Annotated in this window: 32 protein-coding genes; 5 read left to right on the forward strand and 27 right to left on the reverse strand. The window is 37.0% G+C overall.

Features of this window, described 5'->3' with window-relative positions; genetic code table 11:
• Positions 1-298 precede the first annotated feature (298 nt).
• From QZ138_RS05290 to QZ138_RS05315, 6 genes are all read right to left on the reverse strand, one after another.
• Positions 299-547 (reverse strand): hypothetical protein, encoded by a 249-nt coding sequence (locus QZ138_RS05290; RefSeq protein ID WP_292600429.1) that lies wholly within the window; start codon positions 545-547, stop codon positions 299-301.
• A gap of 360 nt (positions 548-907) precedes the next feature.
• Complete coding sequence (locus tag QZ138_RS05295) at positions 908-1,498, reverse strand: DUF998 domain-containing protein (protein WP_292887106.1); 591 nt, start codon at positions 1,496-1,498, stop codon at positions 908-910.
• Positions 1,495-2,433, reverse strand: a complete 939-nt coding sequence (locus QZ138_RS05300) for an SAP domain-containing protein (protein WP_292887109.1) — start codon at positions 2,431-2,433, stop codon at positions 1,495-1,497. Before QZ138_RS05300 ends, QZ138_RS05295 begins: the two co-directional genes overlap by 4 nt.
• Positions 2,426-3,541 (reverse strand): low temperature requirement protein A, encoded by a 1,116-nt coding sequence (locus tag QZ138_RS05305; RefSeq protein WP_292887111.1) that lies wholly within the window; start codon positions 3,539-3,541, stop codon positions 2,426-2,428. Before QZ138_RS05305 ends, QZ138_RS05300 begins: the two co-directional genes overlap by 8 nt.
• A 181-nt stretch (positions 3,542-3,722) precedes the next feature.
• Positions 3,723-5,012, reverse strand: coding sequence for a hypothetical protein (locus tag QZ138_RS05310; RefSeq protein ID WP_292887113.1), 1,290 nt, complete (start codon positions 5,010-5,012; stop codon positions 3,723-3,725).
• Positions 5,013-5,265: 253 nt separating this feature from the next.
• Positions 5,266-5,523, reverse strand: a complete 258-nt coding sequence (locus QZ138_RS05315) for a hypothetical protein (RefSeq protein WP_292600437.1) — start codon at positions 5,521-5,523, stop codon at positions 5,266-5,268.
• Positions 5,524-5,573: 50 nt separating this feature from the next.
• On the opposite strand from QZ138_RS05315, the gene QZ138_RS05320 reads away from it, so the two are divergent.
• The gene (locus QZ138_RS05320) at positions 5,574-5,735 is read left to right on the forward strand and encodes a hypothetical protein (RefSeq protein WP_292887116.1); all 162 of its coding nucleotides are present in this window, start codon (positions 5,574-5,576) and stop codon (positions 5,733-5,735) included.
• Here QZ138_RS05320 and QZ138_RS05325 read toward each other — a convergent pair.
• Positions 5,730-6,056 carry a hypothetical protein gene (locus QZ138_RS05325; RefSeq protein ID WP_292887119.1) on the reverse strand — a complete coding sequence of 109 codons (327 nt, stop codon included), beginning with the start codon at positions 6,054-6,056 and terminating at the stop codon, positions 5,730-5,732. The genes QZ138_RS05320 and QZ138_RS05325 overlap by 6 nt on opposite strands.
• A 140-nt stretch (positions 6,057-6,196) precedes the next feature.
• On the opposite strand from QZ138_RS05325, the gene QZ138_RS05330 reads away from it, so the two are divergent.
• Positions 6,197-6,664 (forward strand): MarR family winged helix-turn-helix transcriptional regulator, encoded by a 468-nt coding sequence (locus QZ138_RS05330; RefSeq protein ID WP_292887121.1) that lies wholly within the window; start codon positions 6,197-6,199, stop codon positions 6,662-6,664.
• A 1-nt stretch (position 6,665) separates the two neighbouring features.
• Positions 6,666-8,030 (forward strand): MATE family efflux transporter, encoded by a 1,365-nt coding sequence (locus QZ138_RS05335; protein ID WP_292887124.1) that lies wholly within the window; start codon positions 6,666-6,668, stop codon positions 8,028-8,030.
• 29 nt (positions 8,031-8,059) lie between these two features.
• On the opposite strand, the gene QZ138_RS05340 is transcribed toward QZ138_RS05335, so the two are convergent.
• Positions 8,060-8,419 (reverse strand): hypothetical protein, encoded by a 360-nt coding sequence (locus QZ138_RS05340; RefSeq protein WP_292600446.1) that lies wholly within the window; start codon positions 8,417-8,419, stop codon positions 8,060-8,062.
• Complete coding sequence (locus QZ138_RS05345; protein WP_292600448.1) at positions 8,409-8,729, reverse strand: hypothetical protein; 321 nt, start codon at positions 8,727-8,729, stop codon at positions 8,409-8,411. Before QZ138_RS05345 ends, QZ138_RS05340 begins: the two co-directional genes overlap by 11 nt.
• A gap of 315 nt (positions 8,730-9,044) precedes the next feature.
• Between QZ138_RS05345 and QZ138_RS05350 the strand changes: the two genes are divergently transcribed.
• Entirely contained in the window at positions 9,045-9,566 is a 522-nt protein-coding gene (locus QZ138_RS05350; protein ID WP_292887126.1) for a hypothetical protein, read from the forward strand.
• Here the strand turns inward: QZ138_RS05350 and QZ138_RS05355 are convergent, their stop codons facing one another.
• The 11 genes from QZ138_RS05355 to QZ138_RS05405 form a co-directional block, all read right to left on the reverse strand.
• Positions 9,567-10,589 (reverse strand): alcohol dehydrogenase catalytic domain-containing protein, encoded by a 1,023-nt coding sequence (locus QZ138_RS05355; protein ID WP_342765668.1) that lies wholly within the window; start codon positions 10,587-10,589, stop codon positions 9,567-9,569.
• Positions 10,576-11,286: a 2-C-methyl-D-erythritol 4-phosphate cytidylyltransferase gene (locus QZ138_RS05360; protein ID WP_292887129.1), complete on the reverse strand. Its 711-nt coding sequence runs from the start codon at positions 11,284-11,286 to the stop codon at positions 10,576-10,578. Before QZ138_RS05360 ends, QZ138_RS05355 begins: the two co-directional genes overlap by 14 nt.
• A gap of 6 nt (positions 11,287-11,292) precedes the next feature.
• Complete coding sequence (locus QZ138_RS05365; RefSeq protein ID WP_292887132.1) at positions 11,293-11,880, reverse strand: class I SAM-dependent methyltransferase; 588 nt, start codon at positions 11,878-11,880, stop codon at positions 11,293-11,295.
• Positions 11,881-11,970: 90 nt separating this feature from the next.
• Positions 11,971-12,573, reverse strand: a complete 603-nt coding sequence (locus QZ138_RS05370) for a class I SAM-dependent methyltransferase (RefSeq protein ID WP_292887134.1) — start codon at positions 12,571-12,573, stop codon at positions 11,971-11,973.
• 243 nt (positions 12,574-12,816) lie between these two features.
• Positions 12,817-14,079 (reverse strand): bifunctional ornithine acetyltransferase/N-acetylglutamate synthase, encoded by a 1,263-nt coding sequence (argJ, locus tag QZ138_RS05375; RefSeq protein ID WP_292887137.1) that lies wholly within the window; start codon positions 14,077-14,079, stop codon positions 12,817-12,819.
• 15 nt (positions 14,080-14,094) lie between these two features.
• Complete coding sequence (locus QZ138_RS05380; RefSeq protein ID WP_292887139.1) at positions 14,095-14,502, reverse strand: hypothetical protein; 408 nt, start codon at positions 14,500-14,502, stop codon at positions 14,095-14,097.
• A gap of 21 nt (positions 14,503-14,523) precedes the next feature.
• Entirely contained in the window at positions 14,524-15,726 is a 1,203-nt protein-coding gene (locus QZ138_RS05385; RefSeq protein ID WP_292600463.1) for a hypothetical protein, read from the reverse strand.
• On the reverse strand, positions 15,719-16,744 hold the full coding sequence (locus tag QZ138_RS05390; RefSeq protein ID WP_292887142.1) for a Zc3h12a-like ribonuclease: 1,026 nt from the start codon (positions 16,742-16,744) through the stop codon (positions 15,719-15,721). The genes QZ138_RS05385 and QZ138_RS05390 overlap by 8 nt, the downstream gene beginning before the upstream one ends.
• A 63-nt stretch (positions 16,745-16,807) precedes the next feature.
• On the reverse strand, positions 16,808-17,551 hold the full coding sequence (locus tag QZ138_RS05395) for a metallophosphoesterase (protein WP_292887271.1): 744 nt from the start codon (positions 17,549-17,551) through the stop codon (positions 16,808-16,810).
• Positions 17,552-17,556: 5 nt separating this feature from the next.
• On the reverse strand, positions 17,557-17,907 hold the full coding sequence (locus QZ138_RS05400; RefSeq protein WP_292600467.1) for a nascent polypeptide-associated complex protein: 351 nt from the start codon (positions 17,905-17,907) through the stop codon (positions 17,557-17,559).
• Positions 17,908-17,969: 62 nt separating this feature from the next.
• The gene (locus tag QZ138_RS05405) at positions 17,970-19,109 is read right to left on the reverse strand and encodes an aldo/keto reductase (RefSeq protein WP_292887145.1); all 1,140 of its coding nucleotides are present in this window, start codon (positions 19,107-19,109) and stop codon (positions 17,970-17,972) included.
• Between the two features lie 111 nt (positions 19,110-19,220).
• Here QZ138_RS05405 and QZ138_RS05410 point away from each other — a divergent pair, with 111 nt between their 5' ends.
• A complete protein-coding gene (locus QZ138_RS05410) occupies positions 19,221-19,757 on the forward strand; it encodes a DNA-3-methyladenine glycosylase I (RefSeq protein WP_292887147.1) in 537 nt (178 codons plus the stop codon).
• A gap of 55 nt (positions 19,758-19,812) precedes the next feature.
• Here QZ138_RS05410 and QZ138_RS05415 read toward each other — a convergent pair whose 3' ends face one another.
• The 7 genes from QZ138_RS05415 to QZ138_RS05445 form a co-directional block, all read right to left on the reverse strand.
• On the reverse strand, positions 19,813-19,953 hold the full coding sequence (locus QZ138_RS05415; RefSeq protein WP_292887150.1) for a hypothetical protein: 141 nt from the start codon (positions 19,951-19,953) through the stop codon (positions 19,813-19,815).
• 25 nt (positions 19,954-19,978) lie between these two features.
• Positions 19,979-20,119 carry a hypothetical protein gene (locus QZ138_RS05420; protein WP_292887153.1) on the reverse strand — a complete coding sequence of 47 codons (141 nt, stop codon included), beginning with the start codon at positions 20,117-20,119 and terminating at the stop codon, positions 19,979-19,981.
• Positions 20,120-20,259: 140 nt separating this feature from the next.
• On the reverse strand, positions 20,260-21,294 hold the full coding sequence (locus QZ138_RS05425; protein ID WP_292887156.1) for a sulfate/molybdate ABC transporter ATP-binding protein: 1,035 nt from the start codon (positions 21,292-21,294) through the stop codon (positions 20,260-20,262).
• Positions 21,295-21,322: 28 nt separating this feature from the next.
• Complete coding sequence (modB, locus tag QZ138_RS05430) at positions 21,323-21,997, reverse strand: molybdate ABC transporter permease subunit (protein ID WP_292600479.1); 675 nt, start codon at positions 21,995-21,997, stop codon at positions 21,323-21,325.
• Positions 21,998-22,085: 88 nt separating this feature from the next.
• A complete protein-coding gene (gene modA / locus QZ138_RS05435) occupies positions 22,086-22,913 on the reverse strand; it encodes a molybdate ABC transporter substrate-binding protein (RefSeq protein WP_292600481.1) in 828 nt (275 codons plus the stop codon).
• Between the two features lie 297 nt (positions 22,914-23,210).
• Positions 23,211-24,596: a glutamate synthase-related protein gene (locus QZ138_RS05440; RefSeq protein WP_292887160.1), complete on the reverse strand. Its 1,386-nt coding sequence runs from the start codon at positions 24,594-24,596 to the stop codon at positions 23,211-23,213.
• Between the two features lie 49 nt (positions 24,597-24,645).
• The gene (locus QZ138_RS05445) at positions 24,646-25,365 is read right to left on the reverse strand and encodes a carboxymuconolactone decarboxylase family protein (RefSeq protein ID WP_292887171.1); all 720 of its coding nucleotides are present in this window, start codon (positions 25,363-25,365) and stop codon (positions 24,646-24,648) included.
• Positions 25,366-25,450 lie beyond the last annotated feature (85 nt).

The following is a 25,450-nucleotide window of genomic DNA, read 5'->3' on the forward strand; positions in this document are numbered from 1 at the left end:
TAAAACACAATAAAATTAATTAAAAAAGACAGTACACCCAATAGTGCAATTCATCCACAACTTGCAGAAGTTGTGGTATTCTTGCATTTTAAAGATAAACTGTTAAAAAAACATTGCTGTTCAGCTTAAAATTTGGAATATACTTTAATTTTTATCAAGGAAAATATTTATATGTACCTATTTAAGGAAAATAATGTTTAAAATTACAAAAAAGAACAAAATAATTAGTTAAAATAGGAAAAAGAATAAAATAATTTGAAAAATTATTAAAAAAAATAATAGGAGTTTAATGAAACTCCTATAATCCGCATTTGAATTTAAACCTGTATTCCTGGTTTACTATTTCCATTCCAATGAAGGAACCTTTTAAAATGTCTGCGACTTTTTGTAAGTCTTCTGCTGTTATTGCCTTACCGTTTGCCAATGGAGAGAAAAAGGTAATCTCATCATCAGTTATAAGATAGTTTAGAAGTTTTGTGTTCTCTTTTTGGTATTTTTCAACAATAGCTAAAATTTCTTCTTCAACAGATTTGTCAAGGTTTGTCATAATATCACCTTTAATTTAAATTAATCGATGTAGTATTTAAACTTTTCCTTAAAAATTTAGGCATACCTAAATATTTATATGTAATGAATAATATACTAATTAACAAGAACCAAAACCAGGAGGTAAAACATGATTATTGGAATTGAAAACCTGAAAGAAAAACAAAAAGAAAAAGAAGAATCAGAATAATGTATGAACTATCACTACATTATTCATTCTAAAACACCACATGCATATCCAACAAAACACACCCATTAATTTTTACAAAACACTTAAGATAATCAAATATCCAATCAAAATGATGATAAGCCACTTGCTATTATGAAATATAATTAAAAGAGAAATTAAGGAAAGCATGCCTTAAGATTTTACCAGAAATAGACCGGTTATAAAACTCCAAATGATCAGGGTGTAAACTGAAAGTCTCTCGAAAACAGGCATGTAGGCATTTCCAATGATGAAAAACATTATCCAGAAGGAAATCAAACCGAATATTCCCAAAATGAGAGTTGTTTTTTGATAATCTCCAAAATCATCCATGGACCTTGAGATTAAAATAAGCATGACATTTCCGCCTAAAATCGCCATCACAGCTCCCAATGTGTGATATCCGGAAGTGAGAGGGTTTCCGCCATGAATCATGCCCACAATGATGACTCCCAAACCTGTGATTAATGTAAAAATAGAAATGATGGCCTTATTTTTAACGATGAAATCCTTGAATCTGTAAAAATATCCAAATATCAAAGCCAAACCGACCAATATGAAAGCGGAATTCATCAGCCAGAACAAAGGGGAATTAAGATTTGGAATTCCCAACTCTGAAATGGCATGAAAAACATAAGCATTAGAAAATGAAGCATTGAAAAAAGTTGCAGAAACAGCTTCCGCTACAACATAGTACAAACTACCTATTATAAGGGCGATTCCGGCAACTTTGGACTTCATCATTGGATACCGAATTTCTTATTGAAGAATTTTTCTCTCAACTCAAAGTTCAGCTCTTCAATATCTGCACCGTCAATGGCTTTAAGCAAGGTCTTATAGCAGGTCTTTTTAGGTACAGTGACATTTTTGATATGGGATTTGTTCCAGATCTTATCAAATCTTTTCTTCAGGCTGCCCATCTTAAGCTCTTTCAAAACGTTCCTTAAGTTAATCACATTGTTTTCGTTGATGATTTCATATGTGGCATAGCTTTGAGAATCCAGGGAAATCGGATTCAGTCCTAAAATAAAATGCTGCAAATCATAGTCAAGGAAAGATTCATAATCACCAGCATATGCATAAACATGAGCCTTTGCAGACAATGCAAGTCTGAACACATCAAAATGATTGTTCACCAATGCCCTTGAAATAACTTCATCACAGAAATTCAGGCCTGTTTCAATCATTCCAGCAGAAGATCCTTCAACATAAGTTTCATAATCCTCAAATCTGAACTGTATAAGAGCAAACAGGTATAGGTCTATCCACTCGTTTTCCTTTAAAAACTCATGTGCCTTGTCGGTTAACTCCAAGTTTTCAAATGACTTGTCATTGCTGGTTGACACATTCAAATTGCTTGCATCTTTAGCTTCCTTCAATAAAGGCAAAACCCTTTCCACGAGTTCCTGTTTTTTACCTGAAACTTTCAAGCCGTTTTCTCTCAAGATATCCTTTAGCTCGGAGACAATATATTTTTTGGAAATGTGTTCAGCAGTTATTTCAACGTCAGCTGTTACTTCAACATCCCCTTCAAGATAGCCTTCATCAACCAAATAGCTGATGCATTCCTCAGCTGATGAAAAAGTTCCGAATTCGCCTTCATTTAAAATATTTTCCAATTCATAACCATTATTTAAAAAATTCAATACATTGAATATTTCTAATTTTTGTTCACTCACTTAAACACCTTTTATACTTCATTTGCAATATTGAAAAATTGCCAAATGTTATGATTAAGCTTCCAATCAAGAAAGCATATAAATTTGAAATAAATGTCAGAATAATAGCTATTCCAAACACAAAAACTATTGTCATCTTTAATATATCTTTTTTAGTTAATTTAATGTTTTGCTTATAATACTCCTTGTTGACCAATATCGAAACATAGAACACAATCAGTGAGACAATCATGAGCCCACTTGCAAAGGCAGGATTTACCTCACCGGAATGGATTAGCTCCAATGAAACCGTAACCAGGTTAATGCTGATTACAATGAAATAGTGGCTGAACATCAATCTCAATGACCTCTCAACCCTTTGGTGGTCCATCAGACGATGAATCTGAATGACATATGAACCGAACATTGTCAAGATTATCAAAAACAATAGGATTGGAACCATATTGAAGTGGGACACATCAAAGAAGTGGGTAAGACCCACAATAGCTTCGCCGAATGTGATGATTGTCAGAAGTTCAAACCTCTCAACCAGATGGGGAAAATTGATGATGCTTTTGTCGAAATTCCCTCTAATGAAAAACGGCAGGAAAGCACCTGCGAGAACCGCCAAAACATTAATCCAAAGCACAAAATCTGTGAAATTGAAAACTGAACATAGAATGGCTATAATGTAAATTGTACATACAATGCTCAGAATCGTAATGGAATTGCCTGCAGCTCCTTTAAGTGAATTTTCCCGTCTTGCATGAACCGAATACAGAACAACAATCGTCAAAAGGATTATCAGCATGGACACGTCAAATGCAAAATACATCCTTGCCCAATTAAGAGAAATCGTATTTGCCATGAAAATAACGGCAATCATGTTAATGCCGACTATCAGATAATCCTGCCATTCCCACTGCCCGTAGCGGTTAACGTAATTGGTGAAGTATAGCCATGCCTGCAATATTACAAAGCATGTAATCAAATAAGCAAAAAAGTTATATGGAGGTATTATGCCTCCAATAGGTTCGTTTATTAGGCCCGTCAGCTGTGATATTGCATATACAAATATCAAATCATAGAACAATTCTATCAGTTCAACGGGCTTTTTAGCTATTTCCATATGTAATTATATATACATTATTATTTTTAAATTAAAAGGATTAGCAAAAAGCAAGCAATAACTACTGCAAAAAAGACTATAAACATCGGCTGATTTTTCCATGTCCTGTTTTTAAAGAGCAGAATCGCTGAAAAAATAATTAGAAAAATGTTAAATATCAAAAATATATCCAACATCCCCCTCACCTTTTCATTAATGAAGATAAAATCCGATAGGCAAATCTGGAGTCCTTTTTCTTGCTTGGATAAGTCTTTGCAAATTTCTTAAGCAAATCCTGAATGCTGGCATCAGGGTTTTCTCGAATCAGTTCCTCGCAGATATTCTGAAGGCTTTTTGGAGGAACCTTGGAATCCCAAACCTCCATGAAAATCTTTTTGATTCTGCGGCGTGTTCTCGGATCTTCAATCTGCTCGTATGTGAACTCTTCCCTCAGCTGATGCTTAACATATTTGATATAGTGGGTTTCGTCCTCATCATAGATTTCCCTGACCTGTGATCCGTATTCATCAAAGTATTTCTGGATTTCCTTTAATATGAATCGGCGGGGAACGGAATCAAGGGTTCTTGCCTCCATTTCAATGTCTTTCGGCTTGATTTTGAGATACATCTGTCCGCCTTTGAAATGCTCCCCGTTGATGACGACTCCCTCAACGACCCTTCGGCCGTTATGCTCCATGTATTCCTTATTTATCTTTTCCAATAGTGATTTCACCTCATTGACTGCATCGAACAATGTTGGAAATGTTTGGTCGCTTGTTACTTCATAGTTTTTCAGCTTATGATTTACGCCGCACCATTTTACTGAAAATGAGCTTTCATATGGGTATTTTTCGATTGTGTAAATTGTTTCGGGTGTCTTGAAATCCTCCAAATCGCAATAGCATTTAATGGCAATGTAGTTTAGAAATGTCTCATCAACATAAGCTCCGATTAACCTGATGTCGATGTAGGTGTCCATGTGAGCGATTTCATGCTTGTTCAATATTCCATACAATTCAAACATCAGAGTGTCATTGGAGTGATTGTTGTTTTTGAAAAACTCTTCGATTGCCTTTTTATCAACCAGCTTGAACATTTCAAGTATATGCTCATCAGCCACGGCCATTGAGCGAGTTTTAGGTACAAGCTCAATGGTTTGGCCCATATCATCCTTTAGAGCATAGATTATCAGACAGGTTCCGTCAAGCTTTTCCTGGCAGTGATAAATCAGGCTTTCCTCATCTTCCTTTAGCTGATGTCTCCTATCCCAGTAATGTATTTTTGGAAATGACTGCACGAACTGCTCTGTATCATAGCATTTCCCATCTTTTTGCGTAATGTGAGTTATTACCATAGACCCCAAAAATCTATTCGGTTTTCTTGACAGATACCCCTCAATGACATTTCCCTTTGGAGTTCTTGACTTGAATTTGCTCAAATGCTTTGGCTTTACGGTGCCGTTAAAATATTTCTCGCATAACATTTCCTTCATGGATTTGCCCTCCTTCAAGATTATTGTTATTAATTTGTGGTTAAATTTTTTGCTCAAAATCCAAATCTGAAACAATAACATATTTAAAATTTCAAAAAATGAATTCATTAAAGCATATTTAATTAATAAAGTAATATGAACCCAATAGTATTTAAAATAAGCAGTTTTAAACGAGAACAATTTTTTAAACTCAAATCAACATTACAAAATGAGGGCAATTTTACAAAACCGGACAATCAAAAAAATAAAAAAATTATGGATTGCATGCCTCGTCAGCCGCACCCATAACAACTCTAACTTCATCAGATAAGTTTATTTCTGATATTTTTTTATCGGATTCCAGCTTGGCAGTGTAGTATGCCTGTGCAAAATTCATTGTAACAAACATTACTTCCTTGAAATCGATTATAAAGTCATCCTTAGGGATTTTATTTAAAATGTCAATCAGCTCTATCGCATCGTCACTGGATTCCAAATGAGTGCCGAATTCGGCACCTAAATTAATCATCATTTTAACACCTACATTAATATTTAAGATTAATAATTAATATAATAATTCACATGAAATGTCCGAAATGTGAGAGAAAACTGAAAAAAGTGTTTCACGGCGCAAGCGATGAAATGGCAATAGAGTCATTGAACGGAGAAGTGATACTTGGAAACTGCTGTGAAAGCGAGTACAACTACTACTGCGAGAATTGCGACGAGTTCTTTCAATTATAATCCTAAAACATCCCTGTCAGGATTTGAGTTTTTGAACAGATTGATGTTTATGTCCCTTCCGTATGTGAATTTCAGAAGACCTGCATGGATTGACTTTAAATCCTCATCGGAAAAGCCTTCAAGATAATAGATTTTGCCTTTTTCACCCACATTCATCAGAAAACGAATCATATGCCTGTAAACCATGATGGAATGAGGCCTATACACTATAATATCATCGGTAATATATTCAACAAGCATATCCATCTCCAAAAAGTCAGGTTCAATCACTTCAACATTGCAATTTGGAAATTTCTCTTTTATAATAGCTTCATAGTCCACTGCATCACCTAATAAAGAATTTTGAAAACAAACATTATAAATATTTCAGATTATTGTTTATCGATAAACAGTTTCCGAGGAAACATTTATATATCATCCCCTACAAAATAATTTTGAAGACTGAAAAATCTTACATAAAAATGCTAGTTGAAAACATGACAGATGAAAATAATACTGATAAATTTGATTCAATGCCTTTTATTGCATTAATTGAACACATTTCTAAAAACAGACTGAAATACTCTCTCAGAAATCCGAATCAAATAGATATGATTCATGAAGGTCGCTATCTACTGGAAATACACAAAAGAAGTGGTTTATCACAGGATGATTTGGCAAACACATTTGGCCAAAGCAAAGGAACCATAGCCAAGGCATTAAAGAAATTTGAAGATAAGGGTTATGTTGAACGAAGTGTTGATGAAAACAACAGAAGAAAGTACATTTTGAAAGCAACAGAAAAAGGAGAAGACCTGGCTATCCAACTAAAAAACGATCTGGAAGAATGGGAAAAGAATGTTGGAATTGATGAACTGGATGAAAGAACAAAAGACCAGTTAAAAAACATAGCCAGAAAAAGTGAAGATATTTTGAGGGACAGTGATTGATATGGCAAATAAGAACGTTGAGTTGATGAGGGGAGAACCGGAAAGGGCAGTTAAGAAGCTTGCCATTCCGATAATGATATCAATGATTTTAACCGCATTGTACAATATCGTTGACGGAATATGGGTGGCAGGTCTCGGACCGACTGCAATTGCAGGAATAGGATTCGTAACACCAATTTTCATGATTTTGAACGGAGCAAGCGTCGGACTTGGAAACGGTGCTACAAGCAGCATTTCCAGATTCATTGGAGCAAAAAACAAGGAAATGGCAACCGAATCCGCAAAACAGTCCATGTTCATATTTCTGATAGCCTCAGTCGCCTTAACAATCATTTTTCTGATTATACAGGAACCATTGCTTAAAAGCTACGGTGCAACAGGACAAACATTAAACGAGGCCATTGCATATGCTACACCACTGTTTTTAGGTCTTGTTGCCTTGATGTTTGGAAACGGATGCAGCGGAATCCTTCGTGGCGAAGGGGACATGAAACGTGCAATGTATGTTGTTGTTGCTACAGTCATTCTAAATGCAATCCTTGATCCCATATTCATCTACACTTTAGGCTTCGGTTCAGCCGGAGCATCACTTGCAACAATCGTGAGCTCAGCAATATCAGCAATAATAATCCTGTACTGGATTCTGATTAAAAAGGACACTTATATTGACGTTACCCTTAAAAACTTCAAGTTCAACCAAAAACTGGCAAGAGACATTTTGAAGGTTGGAATTCCCTCTGCACTGGACATGCTCATTATGGCGATTGCGATGTCAATCTATCTGATAGTGATATCCCAGGTCGGAGGGGACTACGGAATAGCAACATTCACCTCAGGCCAAAGGCTATACCTCTTTGCAATAATGCCACTTACGGCTATCGGATCAGCGGTTATCGCAGTGGCCGGAAGTGCATATGGTGCCCGAAACGGAGATTACCTTTCAAGGGCACATAAGTTTGGCTCAAAGTTCGGTTTGGCATTGGGAACAGTCATTACATTAATCCTTGTGATATTTGCAACTCCGCTCGCCACAATATTTGCATATACTCCCGAAACTGCAAATCTGGTTCCTGGAATTGCACAATACCTCCAGCTGGTATGCCCATGTCTGATTTTAACCGGAATCGGAATGCCTTCAAGCTTCTTCTATCAGGGAATCGGTAAGGGAATATATAGCCTCATGTTTACAATACTTAGGGAAATCCTCTTCGTTGTTCCATTGATTTACGTGTTTGTATTCATCTTAAATATGGATTTGGTCGGTATCTGGCTGGGATTATGTATCGGAAGGGCAATAGCAAGCATACTCAACTATGCATTTGCAAGATACGAGATTAAAAGAATAAGAAAAAACTTTGGAAATTGAATAGATTAGAAAATATTTTCTAAATCTATTCAAATCAATGCAAGATTAGTTTCAGAAACAGAAAATGGTAAATCATTTAAAACCTTAAAATTAACCAGTTCATCACCATCTTCAAATTTAAATAATACATTAACTTCAATTACATCTGAACCAACAATGACTGTGACATTACCATTAGGATTGCACAAAGATTTTTTATCGGCATTGATTAGTTTTGATGCACTGATAATTTCAAGATTAATTGGAAGATCATTTTGATTGAAATCCATGAATACACCAAATTCCAGCTCAATAGTTTCTTTATGAGGAATATCTTGCTTTACTTCAATATTGATAACATCTAAATTACTATCATAAGTATATTCTGCATCATATTCTTTAATTTCCATAATGACACCTCTTATTAATTTTTTTTCCGATAATAGTTATAATTACTATTTCTTCCTCACTTAATATATTTATAACTATTGCCAAATCATGAGTTTCAGTATGTTCATACAATAATTGGAATATACTGTTTTCATTTAATGATTTCTCAATTCCTACAAGACTTCCATGACCTATATAATTATTCACATCATTTAAATTAATATCTCTTAATTTTGCTCGATTTACTTCATGAAAAGAATCTTTAATCCCATAGGGATTCCTATTTACATTATCCAATACATCAATTACATCTTTTACATAGTAATCCATAGATTCATCTCCATTAACATTTTAAATTTCAATATTACATTAAACAAAGACGTATATAAAACTAATTATTTTTAAAAATCAATATTGATTTTAAAATATAAATATACAAAATAAGATAAAATTACAAATATAATTCAAAAATGACAAATAAATATAATCATTACATACATATAAAGACATGTTCAGTATAAAAAAATTGATTTTACTTTTTAAAATTGATTTAACCTCTTTAAATTGCTTTAATTTAAAACTTAACCATTTATAAGCGATGAAAACTAATATAGAAAACACAACTAAATTTTAGAGGTTAAAAAAATGAATAAAACAGAATTCGATTTTAAAAGCAGAACAATAAGAGAAGTCTTCAGCGACACAAGAAAAATATGCATCGCCCCAAAACATGAAATAATGCTTGATGAAGGAGTTCATCCTGGAGGCGACATTTTTACAACTGAAGACGGAGAATACATTGATTTTGAAACCCAATTAAAAGACTTTGATGCAGAGGAACTTGCAAAATATGTTGAATTTGCGGAAAATCTCTATGAAAAACATCAAAAAAAGGTATCCGTCTACATCCTATGCCCAAAAAACATCAGCGTTAATGTCAGGGAATGTCCATTGAAATCAGATGCTGATTTCACAATTAAGCTTGCATGCTCACAGGACGACATCTGCCATCTGATTTTAAACCGCATCAAGAACAAACTTAAAAACGAGATTGCTCTTGACTGTGATGACATCAATGCCGTTGAAATGCTTCCAGTAATGTGCAACAGATACGACAGGAACTATTTCAGGGTGGAATCAATAAAAATTCTGAATATGGTCTATTGATTATTTGTTCCATTTCAGGACGGTTTTGCCGAAGTGTGAAATGTAATCCTTATCAAAGGCCTCCTTCAAGTCGGCCAGAGTGTTTATTTCACAGATGTTTGTAACCAGCTTTTCAAGATATTCAAAAAGCTGAGGATTTTGTTTGAGGGTCTCCACCACTCCAACAAAGTCTTCCCTTTCGGACCTGCTGTTTCCCTGTATGGTCAATCCCTTTTCCAAAACCATTCTTGTATTGACGGGTATAGGATATTCGCTTACTCCAAAGAGGTTTATTGTCCCTTGAGGATTGATCAAATCGATAATCTGTTCGATTGCTGATTGGGAGGCGCTTGATCCTACACATTCAAAGCCGTGGTCGATTGCAAGGGTATCGGGAACATTGTGTATCTGATGGCTCTCATCTGCAAATGAAAACAGGTTCAGGTTTTCAAGGTGCTTTCCGAAAACTATGACTTTGGAATCCGGAAACCTATTCTTTAAAAGAAGTGCAGTTATGAAACCAAGATTTCCGTCACCCCAAACTCCCAATGTGTCCTTTGGGGTTATTGCAAGTTCTGAAAACTTGGAAATGCCCTGGTAGGCAACTGTTATAAGTTCTATGAATGCTGAAACCCTCGGGTCAAAATCATCAGGGATTTTGACGACACGGCTTGAATCGAGCTTTATCAAATCGGACGTAAAACCGTCAAATCCGCTTCCTCTGAATTTGGATTTGTATGAATAGTTGGCTCTGCAGACATCTTCTCCCATAGGAGTGTTTGGAATCATGACAACCTTGTCCCCAGATTCAAACTCGCCTGATTTGTCATATATCACTTCCCCAATTCCTTCATGAATCAGTGCCATCGGCAATTTTTCTTCAAGAACCTCAGCAGGCCTTGAACCCTGATAGTATCTTTGGTCAGCCTGACAGATTGAAAGATAGGTCGGCCTTACAACCACACCGTCAAGTTCAACCTCATCAATCGATTCCTCGAAAAATTTTGGGGATATCAGCCTATAAACAATGTTAATCATTTCCATCCTCAAGTATTGTATTTGCTAATTTCAAGTCATAAGGGTATGTAATCTTGATATTTGTCACTTCACCATCAACCAGATGTACATCTTCATCTTTAAGTGTGAATATCTTGCATGCATCTGTCAGTATATTGGTTTCAGCTTCCGTTAAACTGTTGATCAAATTGAAAAGTTTCTTTATATTGAAGCTCTGTGGCGTTTGGCCTTGGTAATAATAATCCCTCACAGGGATGCTTTCGATGGTCTCACCGTTGACGCTTTCGACAATGGTATCGGTAGCCGGAATGACCGTATCGCAGGCACCATATCTTCTTGCCGCATCGATATTGTCCCTGATGATCCTGTGGGTTACAAACGGACGCACTGAGTCGTGAGTAATGATGATTGACTCGTCATCGATGCCGAAATTGTCTTCAATATATCTGATGCTGTTCATGATTGTGTCATTTCTGGTTTCTCCACCTTCAATGACGATTATGTCTTCATTTTCACCGATATATTCATTGATAAGATTATTGGTATGGTTTATAAAGTTTTTTGGAATGAGAACAATTGTTTTGTCAATGTTTTCATTGATTACAAACTTTTCAATAGTATGAATAATTACAGGCTTATTTCCCAAAGTCAGAAATTGTTTGGGAGTGTCTGTACCCCCCATTCTTGAACCTATTCCGCCTGCAAGTATAGCTGCAAAAATCATGTGAATTTACTCCTTTTTAAATATAATCATGTAGTGGGATTTGCCTTGGGGATTTTCTTCACCAATGTCAACAGTCAAATGGTCCCTTTTAAGGCCATACCGGTTGAATATCTTTTCCATCTCGACATGTGAAATTCTGATGTCTATAGGTGGACCTTTAGTCATTTCTATAGGCTTGAAATCCATTATGGCAATCCTGCCGTCTGATTTGGTGATTCTTTTTAATTCATTAATGACATCTTCCTTTTGGCCGGATTCCCTGAATCCATGGAAAACATTAAGCATCAAAACAACATCGACAGATTCATCGCCTAAACCGGGAATGGTTTTGGTAATGTCCGCTTCGATAGGAATCAGATTTTCAATATTGTTCTCATCAACGTATTCCTCCAATTCCCTGACAGATTCCGGATAAGCGTCAACTGCATAAACTTTTCCTTCGGGAAGATAATCCTCAATTGCCTTTTTAGAAATATAACCATCACCACATCCCGCATCCAAAAAAGATTCATTGCCGTTGAGATTTAATTCTGTCAATATCTCATCAGAATCCAAGAAATTTGCACTTGATTTTCCATGATGTCTATGCTCCATAATTACACCTTTAATAATAATCTTTAAAAAATAGTATTTAAAATTTTCAAAAAAAGTTCGGGAGAGTTAAAAACTCTCAATCAAAAAAAGCTATTCCTTTTCAAACATGATTAAATAGTGGGATTTTCCTTCAGGAATATCTTCACCTATCTCTTCATTTAAATAGGTCATTTTAAGGCCATGTTTATTGAACAATTGCTCCAATTCTTCAGGAGAAGACCTCACTGGTGTTGGAGGTCCTTTTGGAACATCCCAAGCCTTATAGTCCATGATTGCAATTTTTCCATCATTTTTGATGATTCTTGAAAGTTCAATGACTGCCTCATCAAGTTTTCTTGACGCTTTAAAACCGTGGAAAACATTCACCATCAATACGACATCAACGGATCCGTCATCGACTCCGGGAATCCCTTCTGTAATGTCTGCTTCGATATTTATCAGGTTTTCAACATTGTTTTCTCTTTTGTATTTTTCCATATCTTCAATTGAGGCGTCATAGACATCAACTGCATAGACTGTTCCCTTGTGATTGTAATCTTCAAGAATCTTGATTGCATTATGGCCATCACCGCATCCGGCATCCATAATTGTTTCATTTCCATTTAAGTTTAGCTCTTGAATGATTTCATCTGAATCCAGGAAAAATGCGCTTGAAAATCCATGAGCCCTGTGTCCGTTTTCAGGCATCATCATATTATCACCTAAGTAATAATATCTAAAAAATAGTATATAATTATTGTCAATGTGAAAATTAGTAAATAACACTTAAAAATTAGTTAAAATAAGAAAAAAAAGTTATAAGAGGATTATTTTTTCCAGGTTTGTTTTACTCCTCTTCCTCTTTTACTACCAGGTTTGGTATAACTTCTTTTTTGTCTGGTTCTTCTGTTAGTTCCTTTAACTTTTGCCATATTTTCCCCTCCTTAAAATTTATCATTACAAAATTAGAATTAAATCTATAACAAAAAAATATTTGTTTTCGGTGTATTCTGCATTGATTTTAACATAATCGTAAGTTAAATCACAACCCCATGCAGTAGCTTCGCCATCACCCAAATCCATGTCAATGTTTACTGTGATGTATTTTGACTGCATTATCTTTTCAGCCCTTTCAAGATAAGGTGTGTCTTCAAATGCAAGGATTTCACCGTTTTTGACCAAATCAACATCATCAGCGTCATCTGCAATGGATATTGTTACAATATCTGGATTCAAATCGCATCCTGAGTATCCGATAGCTGATACGATTCTTCCCCAATTTGGATCGCCTCCGAATACTGCGGATTTAAATAAGCTTGAAGATATGATTGATTTTGCTGCAAGACGTGCATCCTCATCATTTCTGGCATTGTAGACATTGGCTTCAATGAATTTGGTAGCTCCTTCACCGTCACGAGCCATCTTTTTGGCAAGGTCAATGCACAGGTAATCCAACGCTTCCTGGAAGTTTGAATCTATTTCCCCATCCTTTACGACTTCAACGCCTGATGAGCCGTTTGCCATCATCAGACATGTATCGTTGGTACTTTCATCACCGTCAACGACAATCATGTTGAAACTGATATTGGCTGATGCCTTAAGTGCCTTTTTGATTTCATCTGCAGGAATTACGGCATCGGTTACGATGAATGAGAGCATTGTACCCATATTAGGAGCAATCATTCCGCTTCCTTTGGTGATTCCGGCAATTCTGACTGTTTCACCGGAAGTTAATGTGACTTCCAAAGCGCATTCCTTTGGAAATGTATCGGTTGTCATGATGGCCTTGGCGGCTGCAAGTGAGTTTTCAGGATTGCTTCCAAGCTTGGATAAGGATTCATAAGCCACCTTGGAAATGATGTCTATCGGCATTTCACGTCCTATGACTCCTGTTGATGAAATTGCTATTTCATCCTTAGGTATTTTCAAGTCCTTGGACACCAATTCGACTAAAGTCTCACAGTCTTCAAATCCCTGTTGGCCTGTAAAGCAGTTGGCATTTCCACTGTTGACAAAGACAGCTGAAATGATGCCCTTCTTTAAAACATTCTGAGTGTATTTTACAGGAGCCGCAACAACTTTGTTTGAAGTGAAAACCGCTGAAGCAGTACTGTTTGGTGAAACAATTATAGTAACACCATATTTTCCTTCACGAGCCCCGGATACCTTAAGATTTTCAATTACTGAAAATCCTCCATCAATTTCCTTAATAAAATTCATATAAATCACAAAAAATTACTTTTCCTTGCTTTGTATATACTGCATGTCAAGTTGGGAAGTTCCATTTTCGTTAAAGTCCTTTCCATCAACTGCCTTATCATAAGTGACTTCATTTGCACTTACGTTTTCTGTCATTTCTTTCGTTACATTTTCATAATGAGGCTGACTGCTGTCATCATTGTCAAAACTTAAGGAGACGCCTATTCCTGCACCTATGACAAAGGCGACCAATGCAAGTATCACAATGAACATTAGAGTTCCGCTGCTTTTTCTCGGTTGTTTAGGTTTTCTCTGCCTTTGCTTTCTAGGAGCTGATGGACGATTAACGAACTTACTTTTATTTCTTCCGAATTTTCTATTGGAAGTATTTTGGCGACCATTGCCTGATCTTAAAACTCTTTTATCGTCTTTTCTTCGTCTCATGTTTTTTCTCGTCTTAATTGATTAAGTGATAACCGCATAAACTAAAGCCAGGATAATTCCTATAAAACTGAACATTCCAAGTCCCAAAATTGACATCACATAAGCGAATATGAATACGAATGCAAATACCCCAATCAATTTCGCCTTCTCATTCTCAACCAGATTGATGAGAGTCCTTATGAATTCGGATGGAATGTTATAAGCATATAAACCGTTGGCCAATTCAAACACGACAAGTGACAATGGAGAAGTTGAATCCAAATCATCTACAAGTTGAGCCCTTTCTCCGGCTTCACGTCTGCTTCTTCCAACACCTGCCCTGATTTTTGCACCGTTGTCCAATGCAAACCAAGCGGCATCAAGACCTGCACGAATTGCCAAATCCTTTGATGGGAATTTAGCAATGAAGTCATCTCCGCCTTCACGGTAGCCTTCAAGTTCCCCTTCACATTCTGTTTCGATGAAATTTTTGATTCCTGTCATCAATTCCACCAGCTGATTCCTTCCGTTCTTGTTGATGAACTTGGTGGAATCAATCAAATCAATGAAGAGATAATTTTCCAAGTCAACCGGCCTTGATTCCTGAAGAAGGAACGGTGAATCAAATACCAGCGCATATTCTCCACCCAATTTGGTGAATGCGATACCTGGAAAGCTTCCAACGCTTTGAGTATAGTGAATCGCCCTTTCAATTGAAGCGGCACCTGTCATTCCCACAGCGGAAATTATTGGAATTCCTTCGGACAATCCTATTCCAATGAGTTCAATAGCCACACGAATTGCATCGTTTTTACTTAGCATTCTTGCAACAAGCTCTGTAGCTGTCTTTTCCACAATTTCCCCCTTTTCATTCTGAATGATTTTGACAAAAATATCAATCAAACGGGACGGATGGGGAAGTTCAATGTAAAAATAACGGTCACTACCCATGATAATGTTACTTACCAATGCATACTCCTCAATCTTATTTTCAGCAGGTTTCAATTCATGGAATGTATAATCCTTCGGAAGGTTTTCAGCACCCACGTCACGAACGAGGTTTTCCAGAATAGTGTCGGATGTGATTTCGGCCTTTTCTAGTTCAAACAGAATGGTTTGAGTATAGTTGAATAGCTCCACATACTCTGTTTCCAGTGAGTTTGTTGGAAAAAATTTAGTTCCGACCGCAATTGGAGTGAGCCTTGTGGAAAGTCTGATAATGAATTTAGTTAAACTATTAACCATCCAGGTCTCCTCCTCTTTCCAGCTCTATTTCAAAATCTCCAGGTTTTTCCAAAAGCATGTCCGGTTTCACGGATACGAATGGGAATTTCCAAGATCCGAGCCTTCCGGCAATGGTACTTGCAATATTTCTTGAATTCCTTTTGATGAACACTTCATCATGCTCGCTTACGCGCACCTGAATATTATATGGTGCAGTTTCGGTAACTTCATCTGCAAGCAGTATGTTCAGTTCAAAGGTGCCCGGTTTTGTAAACAAATCATTTCTTACTGCGATTAAAGGTTTTTTCTCAAGACCTAACCTGTCTGCAACTGTAACTGAGATGTTACCTGCATTTTTCACAGCAATCTTATAATCTTTAGGATGCACCAATACGAAAATAACATATGGAGCGGCGATTTCCACATCGTCCACCATCTCTACAATCTTGTTGAACATAGGTATTTTGGAAAAGATGTTTTCCAACTTGGATTCAGCATTATTTTCATTGTCGATGCGGATGATAGCCTGTTTGGCTATGTTTAATGGGGAAATTTCCAGACCTTCCTTGCCTGTGTAGATTTCCCATTTTTTGAAGGTCAATTCCTTGATTATTTCGTCACAAATGTGCTGTAGGATGTTTCTATCTTTTTTAGGTTTTTTCGGTTTTCCAAAAGTGAGCCTGCCGTTGTCAATTATGAATGGTATTCTCATTGAAGCGATGTTCCTGAATTCGGCAGCATAATCTCTGAATTTGTCATTTGATAGGATTTTTGCTTTTTCACGAGTTGCAATTTCCAATATGAAATGATCCGCATCATTTCCTGCCGGAACTTCCTCTACATTATCGCTTTCCAGCAATTTTGCAAATTTCTCCTTATCATCAATATCATGACGAAGTGATGCATCAGCAATAATTACAAATTCATCTTCACTTTCTTCCAATGCTTTAACAGCAGCAAGCACATTGGACATTTGAGGCTGTCCGTTTTGATTTTTAACATGATAAGCTACATTAGAAGCATCTACAACCACTTTCATAATATCACCTAAAAATTCAATTCAGTTTATTATATATATTTTATTCTTATATTTAAATTTAATTTATAATTTATTTCTTGGATATTTTCCAAATAAAAATCTTTCGCCATTTACTTCATTCAAATAGATTTCAATCTCATTTTCTGAGATGTTATAAACATTATATGAGTTTTTGTTCTTGCCCCTCAGTTTTAAAGAAGCAAGAGACCCCGCATTGACAATAACGGTTTCATTTAATTTCCATATATTCGGAACATGCTTATGTCCTGACAAGACCAAATCGACCTCATGAGTTGTCAGAGTCTTTAAAACATCCCCTGCATCAGACAGGACATTACGCTCACGTCCTGTTTGAGGCAACGGCACAACATGATGGTGCAGAGCAACAATGGAGAAATTTTCATTGATTACACATTCATCCAACTGATGTTCAAGCCACATATGCTGAGGAGTTCCGACATGACCCTTGTCCTCATCCGGAGAACTGCTGTCAAGTCCCATTACAGTGAAATTACCATCCATTGTTAATTTCCAACTCTTTTCGCCGATTAATTCTTCAAATGTCTGATAACCCAAATTACGGGCATCATGATTTCCCGGAACTGCAAATAATGGAGCTTCAAACATTTCCAAATATTTTGTTGCCCTTTCAAATTCAACATAATATCCGTGTTCAGTCAAATCTCCGGTTAGGATTATCATATCCGGCTGCAAATTGTTAATTTCGCTTACAGCCTTCAGGAACTTCTCCTCATCAAAGGTTGAATCGGAAATGTGCAAATCGGAAATGTGTGCAATCAAAGTCATGTTATCTATTGATTCAATTTCATGATGGCTTCTGCAAGATCGCCTTGACATTCCTCTAAAGCCTGTCTTGCCTCATCTTCACTGACGCCTGCGCTGTTAGCCACCATTTCCACATCTTCATCAGGGATTTCAATTTCGTATTCCAATTCCACTTCACGGGCCTTACCTTCGATTTGATAGGTTTCCTGTCCCATCACATTCATTAGACTAACACTAGGATCATCGATGACTAATTCCTTATCTTCAAAACGGATTATGACTTCAAGGGCACCTGGAAGGTCTTCCATTTTCATGCCCATCTTTTTCATTTGTCTTTCCATCTGCTTCATCTGTTTTTTGTTCATGCCAGGTATCATAATAAAATCCTCATATAAACTAACTATTTATAAATATATAGTTTAATATTATTAAAAGTTACTTAATTTTCAAAACCATAGATTTGAGTTTCGAAGGTTTTTGCAACATCCTTCAAAACATCCGGAATATTGATGGACTGAGGACATTCCTCCATGCATACTTCACATTCGATGCAATCGGAAGCTATTCCTACGCCTTCAAGCTTGGAATAGTTGAGATAGGCATTTCCGAATTGTGTCCATTCATCTATTTTCAGCATCTTGTGCTTGTTGTACAAGTCAAAGAGTCTTGCGATGTCTATTTCTTCACTGCAGGACTCGACGCAGTATCTGCATTTTGTACAGTCAACAGTGATGTTGCTGTTGATGATTTGTGAAACCTCATCAAGGATTTGCAGTTCCTCATCATCCAAAGGATCGGCATTTCTGAATTCCTCGATGTTGTTTTCAAGCTGTTCAAGATTGCTTGCACCTGTCAGGACAACGCATGCATCCATATTGGCCACGAATCTCATTGCCCATGAAACAACTGACCTGTCGGGATTGTGTTGCTTCATCAGTTTTTCAGCCTCTTCAGGAACATCAGCCAAAAAGCCACCCTTATACGGTTCCATAATCATAACCTGCTTGTCATATTTTTTGGCGACTTCCAGACATTTCTTCGCTTCGATGTTTTCGTCTTCCCAGTCAAGATAGTTTATCTGAAGCAGGACAAATTCGAGTTCAGGATGCTCGAATAGGATTTCCTCTAAAAATTCGGCATTTCCATGAGTGGACAAACCTATGTGCTTGATTTTGCCTTCCTTCTTTTTATTTTCTATAAAAGAGTATAAATCAACATTCTTCCAGGCGGTTTCAGTGAATCCGCTCACGTTATGAAGCATGTAATAGTCAAAATAATCCACGCCACAGTTTTCAAGCTGCTGTGCAAACAGAGGCTCCAGCTGGGATTCCTCTGTGATGACAAACAGCGGAAGTTTTGTAGCAATCTTAAATGAATCCCGTGGATATCTGTCAACAACGGTTTTTTTGAATGTCGGTTCGCCTGCCCCTTCATGATAAACAAATGCAGTGTCGAAATAGTTGAATCCGGCATCCATGTATGCATCTACCATCTTATTAACATGTTCTATGTCAATGCTTGTCTGATCATTTTCATCCAAAAGTGGAAGTCTCATCATTCCCATACCTAGCTTAGTCATATTAATCATCCCTATATATTATTATGTCAATTAACTTAATTAATGTTTCAATGGTTAAAAAACATCACCTGTTGAATAACTATTTAAATAACATTTATGATAAGTATCTTCATGAGCGAAAATCGATGCACATGGGCAGGAAGCGACGAGGTTTATGTGAGATATCATGATGAGGAATGGGGAGTTCCAACCCATGACGACCGGGAGCTGTTTGAGATGCTTGTTTTGGAGTCATTTCAGGCAGGACTGTCATGGATTACAATCCTTAAAAAGCGTGAAAACTTCAAAATGGCCTTTGATGATTTTGACGTTAGAAAAGTGGCAGGTTATGATGAGGCAAAGGTTGAGGAACTGCGGATGAATGAAGGCATAATCCGCCATAAGGGAAAAATCAATGCAGCCATCAACAATGCGCAGGTGTTCATTGAAATACAAGATGAATTCGGAAGCTTTGACGAATACATCTGGGGATTTACAGACGGTGAAATCATTAAAGCGGAGTTTTTGACAGAATCAGAATTGTCCAGACACATCTCAAAGGATCTGAAAAAGAGAGGCATGAAGTTTGTCGGCCCGACAATAATATATTCCTATCTTGAATCCATTGGCGTGATTGACAATCATCAGGAAGGCTGCTTTAAATATTGAACTTCGAATCCATTGCAATAATTAGATTTAAAGAAAAAATCTATAGAAATTATATTTAAAAAGGGACAAATCTTTGAGACCTGATTTCTTTAGCTAATTCTTTATATTCATCACTTGGTGATTCAGACATCTCTTTAATAATTTTAATTGCATCACCACCTTCAATTACAGGTGATGGATTAATAGGTTTAGCCATATTTAACACTCCTCCATTAAATGGTCTAGAATAAGACCCTTCGTTGAGATTTAATTTTTTCAACCAATTCTTTTTCTTTTTCAGAAGGAGGCTCATTCATCTTTCTTAAAACCCTAAGAGCATCTTCACCTTCCAGGTCAGGTGTTGGTCCAATCGGTTTAGCCATTTTAACACATCCTTTCAATAGTTTTTAGTCAAAATACTATTGATTTTAATCATTTAAATTATTTTCCTTTGATTAGAAAGCAATTTTACAAAATAAGAACAATATTACGAAGTGAAAGCAATTTTTTAAAGTCAAATCAATTATTCCTCAAGCAGGATTATGTTTTCAGGATCAACCTTCAAATACTCTGGAATGACGAAATCATGCTCATGAATCTTCTTGTCGACCTTCCACCACAAACCGTTTGCCAGGGTTATTTCCCATTCAAAAGGCTTTTCCAGCTTGCTTGAATCATTTGTGCCAAATACGTTCACCTCATCTTTGCCTGCAGCTGAAAAATCGTGCGCCCTTATTCCAATATGAGTGATTTCAGGGGAAATTTTCTCAGACACCTCGAATTCAACGCCCCAATCAATGGATTTGACATGATAGTCATCTATAATCTCGACTCTGGAGATGTTCTTGCATCCGGTAAGCCTTGCGACCTGAACCTTTCCGGGATTTTCAAACACCTCATGGGTGGGGCCCTGTGCAATGACCTTGCCCTTGTCCAGTATTATAAGGTCGTCACAGAACTGGAACACCTCATCACGGTCGTGGGTCACCAGAATTGAAAATCCGTCAAAATCCTCCAGCAAATTTACAAGTTCCAAGCGCAGCTGCTCCTTCAGGAATGCATCCATAGCACTGAACGGCTCATCCAGCAATATAACATCAGGACCATATGCCAGAATACGTGCCAGGGCCACCCTTTGCTGCTGGCCTCCGGACAACTGTCGTGGGTATCTTTTTTCAAGCCCCTCCAGATGGAAGCGCCTTATCATTTCAGAAACCCTTTTTTCATCACTGTCCTTGGACAATCCGCAGGCAACATTTTCCTCAACGGTCATGTTCGGAAACAGAGCATAGTTTTGAAAAAGGTAGCCTACATTCCTTTTTTGTGGTTTCAAATTTATTTTATTATCTGAATCAAAATAAGTGGTTTCTTCATTTGTCTTTAAGCTTATAATGCCTTTATCCGGATTCACAATACCTGCAACGGATTTCAGCGTCATGCTTTTCCCGCAGCCGGAAGGACCTAGAATGCCCAGACATCCCCTTTTCAATTCGAAATCAACTTTCAAGTCGAATTCATTGAGTTTCTTTTGGATATTTACCTTTAATGATTTGTCCATAATAATCCTTCCTCAGATATTTCTAAATTCATTTCCATTGCTTTTCCTTTCGCAATGAAACAAAATCCATGATAAAAATGGCTATAAATGCTATAACGACAATAAATATTACATAATTGAATGCATCTCCCATATTTCCTGCAGCAACCTCTGAGTATACTGCCATTGGGAGAGTTCTGGTCTGGTCTGCAATGTTACCTGCAAGCATTGCTGTTGCACCGAATTCGCCTAATCCCCTCGCATATGCAAGGATTCCTCCGCTGATGATTCCGGGCAGTGCATTTGCAAACAATATTTTCCAGAAGATTTTCCACTCAGACATTCCCAAAGTGCGGCCCGCATCCAATAGGTTGGAGTCGACCTGTTCGAATGCTCCCCTGGAGGAACGATACATCAATGGAAAAGACATGACAACTGCTGCAATGACTGTTGCAGGCCATGAAAATGCTATTTTAAATGCAAAAAAGTCTATGAAAAAGCTTCCGATCGGTCCTCTGACACCGAAAATATACAATAAAAAGAAACCCACTACTGTAGGGGGCAGCACAATCGGCAATGTGAAAATTCCGTCAAGCACTATCTTTATTGTGTCGTTTTTCATCTTTACAATGCCCCAAGCAACAATCAAACCCACAAAAAAGGTTATCAAAATTGAAACGCTTGCTGTTTTCATTGAGATGAAAATAGGGGACCAATCCATCATGTAGTTTCTCCGTTAATTTCTATATTATTCATTTGAACAATATAATATTAAAATTTATTCAAAAAAAAGTTTTTCATGAATAGAAAATCTATTCATGAAGGGTGAATCCATATTCAACGAATATGTCTTTGGCTTCTTTGGTTTGCAAGAAGTCCATAAATGCTTTTGTAGCATTTGAATCTGTTGAATTTTTAAGTGCAGCTACAGGATAAATAACTGGAGTTTTTAAAGTGTTATCAGGGGCTTCACAAACTACTTTTACATTATCATTGGATTTGGCGTCAGTAGCATATACAATACCGCATTCAGCAGATTTTTGAGCAACCTGGTTTAATACTTCAGTCACATCTTTACCCAATGACAGTTTAGATTCCACGTCAGTCCAAATACCGGTATTGTTCAATACTTCTTTACCGTATTGACCTGCAGGCACGGATTCAGGATCACCTATAGCAATGTTACCGTTAACGTTTTTCAAATCATCAAATGAAGAGATATTAGCGTTTGAGTCTTTTGGTACAATTAAAACAACTTTGTTTTCTAAAAATTGAAGATTGGTTTTATTGTCAACTAAATTTTCATCGGCTAAAGCGTTCATCTGTTTATTGGAAGCGGACATGAAAACATCAGCCTTCAAACCGTTTTCAATTTGAGTTTGCAAATCCCCACTTGAAGCGTAGGTCGGTGTAACTTTTACACCAGGATATTTTTGTTCAAACATTGGAATTAACTTTTCATCAAAAACATTTTTTAAACTAGCAGCAGCGGCTAAATTTACTTCTTGTCCATTTAAACTATTGTCAGAAGAATTGCTTCCTCCCAAAAAGTCAAATAACCCTGCAGAACATGAACCAATAGAAACAACTGCAATGGCAATAGCTATAATGGCAATTATTGCGATTTTATTAGATTTCATAATTATTCTCCCATATATAATAATACAAACCAGACAATTAAATGCAATAATCCATGAATGATGAAGCAAAAAGAACATCATTACTATTCGATGTAATTTATCCATTACTTCCCATTCATTAAAAAATCATTAATTGCACTTCATTCATCATGATTGGCAATAATATTTATTATAACAAGTGATATATAAATATTTACATATCGATGTTAATGCATTCATATCGAAAAAAAATGAAAAAAAATATCAAGGGATTACCCCTGACTGACAATATCCGATGATTCAATCATATGCCGAATATTAAACATGTTTTATATCCGTATAATCAGATATTTCAGAATTTAATGTGCACAAATCATCCGTATTCAAGTCATGCACATCATCATGGCCCGTGATTCTTGCAAAGGTCTTCAGCTCTTCGGTTGAAACCCTCAAGTAGTTTTCAACCCTCTTTGAAGCGGTTTCTATTTTCAGTCTTTTTCTCAGCTCATCATCCTGCGTTGCAACACCAACCGGACAGTCCCCGGTGGCACAGATTTTATACTGCTGGCAGGCTGCTGCAATCATTGCGGCAGTACCGATAGCTATTGCATCTGCACCCATTGCAAGGGCCTTTGCAAAATCAGAAGAAACTCGCAAACCCCCAGTTATTGTCAAATCTATTTCGCTATCATGCTCATCCAAGTATTTTCGAGCCCTAGTAAGAGCATAGATTGTCGGAACTGATGTTGAATCCCTGATCAGTTTCGGGCTTGCACCGGTTGATCCTCCCCTTCCGTCGATTGTGATGAAATCAGGTTCGGCATACAAAACATGACTCAAATCATCTTCTATTCTCCCTGCTGCAAATTTCAATCCTATCGGACGGCCATGGGATTTCATTCTCAACTCATCAACCAGATTTTTCAAATCCTCCTTTGAGTTGACTTCAGGAATTGTGGCAGGAGAGTGAATGTCTTTGCCCAATGGCTTTTTCCGGATTTGTGCTATCTCTTCGGTTACCTTTTCGCCCTGCAGTTGTCCGCCAAGGCCGGGTTTTGTTGACTGGCCGATTTTGATTTCAATAGCATCAGCATTCTTCAGATTATCCCCAGTTGCAGAGTACTTGTTCGGAACATATTCAAAGATGTATTTATAAGCGTTTTCCATCTCTTCCGGCAGTATTCCACCTTCACCGCTGCACTGAGCGGTTTTAACTGCAGCACTGCCTTTGGCCAAAGCTATCTTGGTCTCTCTTGAAAGTGCACCGAATGACATGTGGGTTATGTAGACCGGACTTTCAATGACCAGAGGTTTCTTGGCGCTTTTTCCGATGACGGTTTGTGTGTTTACATCCACATCAGATTCCAATGGCTGCGGATTCAACTGATTTCCCAGAATAAATATTTCATCCCAATTTGGCATCGGCATGTCAGTATACATCGCAGACACTATGGACTCACCGGTTATTGCCATTTGATGGATTGCATCCATATATCGAATGTCCCTGTTGCTTTTTGCATATTTTTTGTCATATGCCAAATCGGAGTCGGACCCCTCTGCCTTTTGAGTTGACTGTGAATTTTCAACCTCAACGAATTTGGAGATAGGCTGACCGCATATTGGACATTTGTCCAGGTTTTTCAAAAGTATCCCTGTTGATTCCTCATCATGGATATGACCACAGATAGTGCATTTGTATATCATAATATCACCTTAATTCTTTTAATGGTTAGGTGAAAGCATATAAGTTTTTCTATTTGCATATTTCATTAACGATTCCCAAAGCATTCAGCGACCTTGGAAAACCGATATACGGCAATATGACAGTTATTGCTGAAATCAGTTTTTCCTTATCATTTCCCACACTTAAATTACCCTGAACATGTCCTCTAAGCTGGTTTTCACATCCGCCCAATGTTGTGATGAACACAAAAGTGATCAGTTCCCTTTCGCTGTCGTTCAGGCCGTCACGGGTGTAGAAATCACCGAAGCAATATCCTTCAAGAAAAGTGTTGAAGTGCTTTTGGCCTTCGGGAGCATTGTCATTCATAGCCTGAATCATCTCGGCTCCAAAGTACCTGTCCTGAATTTCACGGCCCAATTTATGCCTGTTTTCTGGAGTGGTGTTTGACCTGCTTTCCAAGGGCATTTCAATTCCTTTTTTGTCGAATACTTTGATTACAACTCCAAAGAAATTGTGTGCACGTCCAAAGCCCACATATGGCACAGACTGGTAGAGCAATTCTTTTACCTCTTCGGGAGTTACGTATTCATTTACGGCTGAAAGCAATATCTTTTTGAATGCCTTTGGTGACTGGCAGGCTATCAGTGATGCCAATGTAACCAGAACAGCTTCCTTTTCAGACAATGTTGAGTATTCATAGACTTCATCAAATGCGAAGTTTTTAAATATCTCATGAAATTCGGGGTCATTTTTCCGGATTCTTGCGAAATTGTCAAATAATTTATTCATAGGAATTATTATGAAAACAGATTTATAAAAAATTTGTCAAAAAAAATCTAAATCCAATATCGTATTAAACTGAAAAAAAATGGAA

Origin of the sequence: Methanobrevibacter sp. UBA212 (assembly GCF_905233225.1) — an archaeon.
Classification (GTDB): domain Archaea; phylum Methanobacteriota; class Methanobacteria; order Methanobacteriales; family Methanobacteriaceae; genus Methanocatella.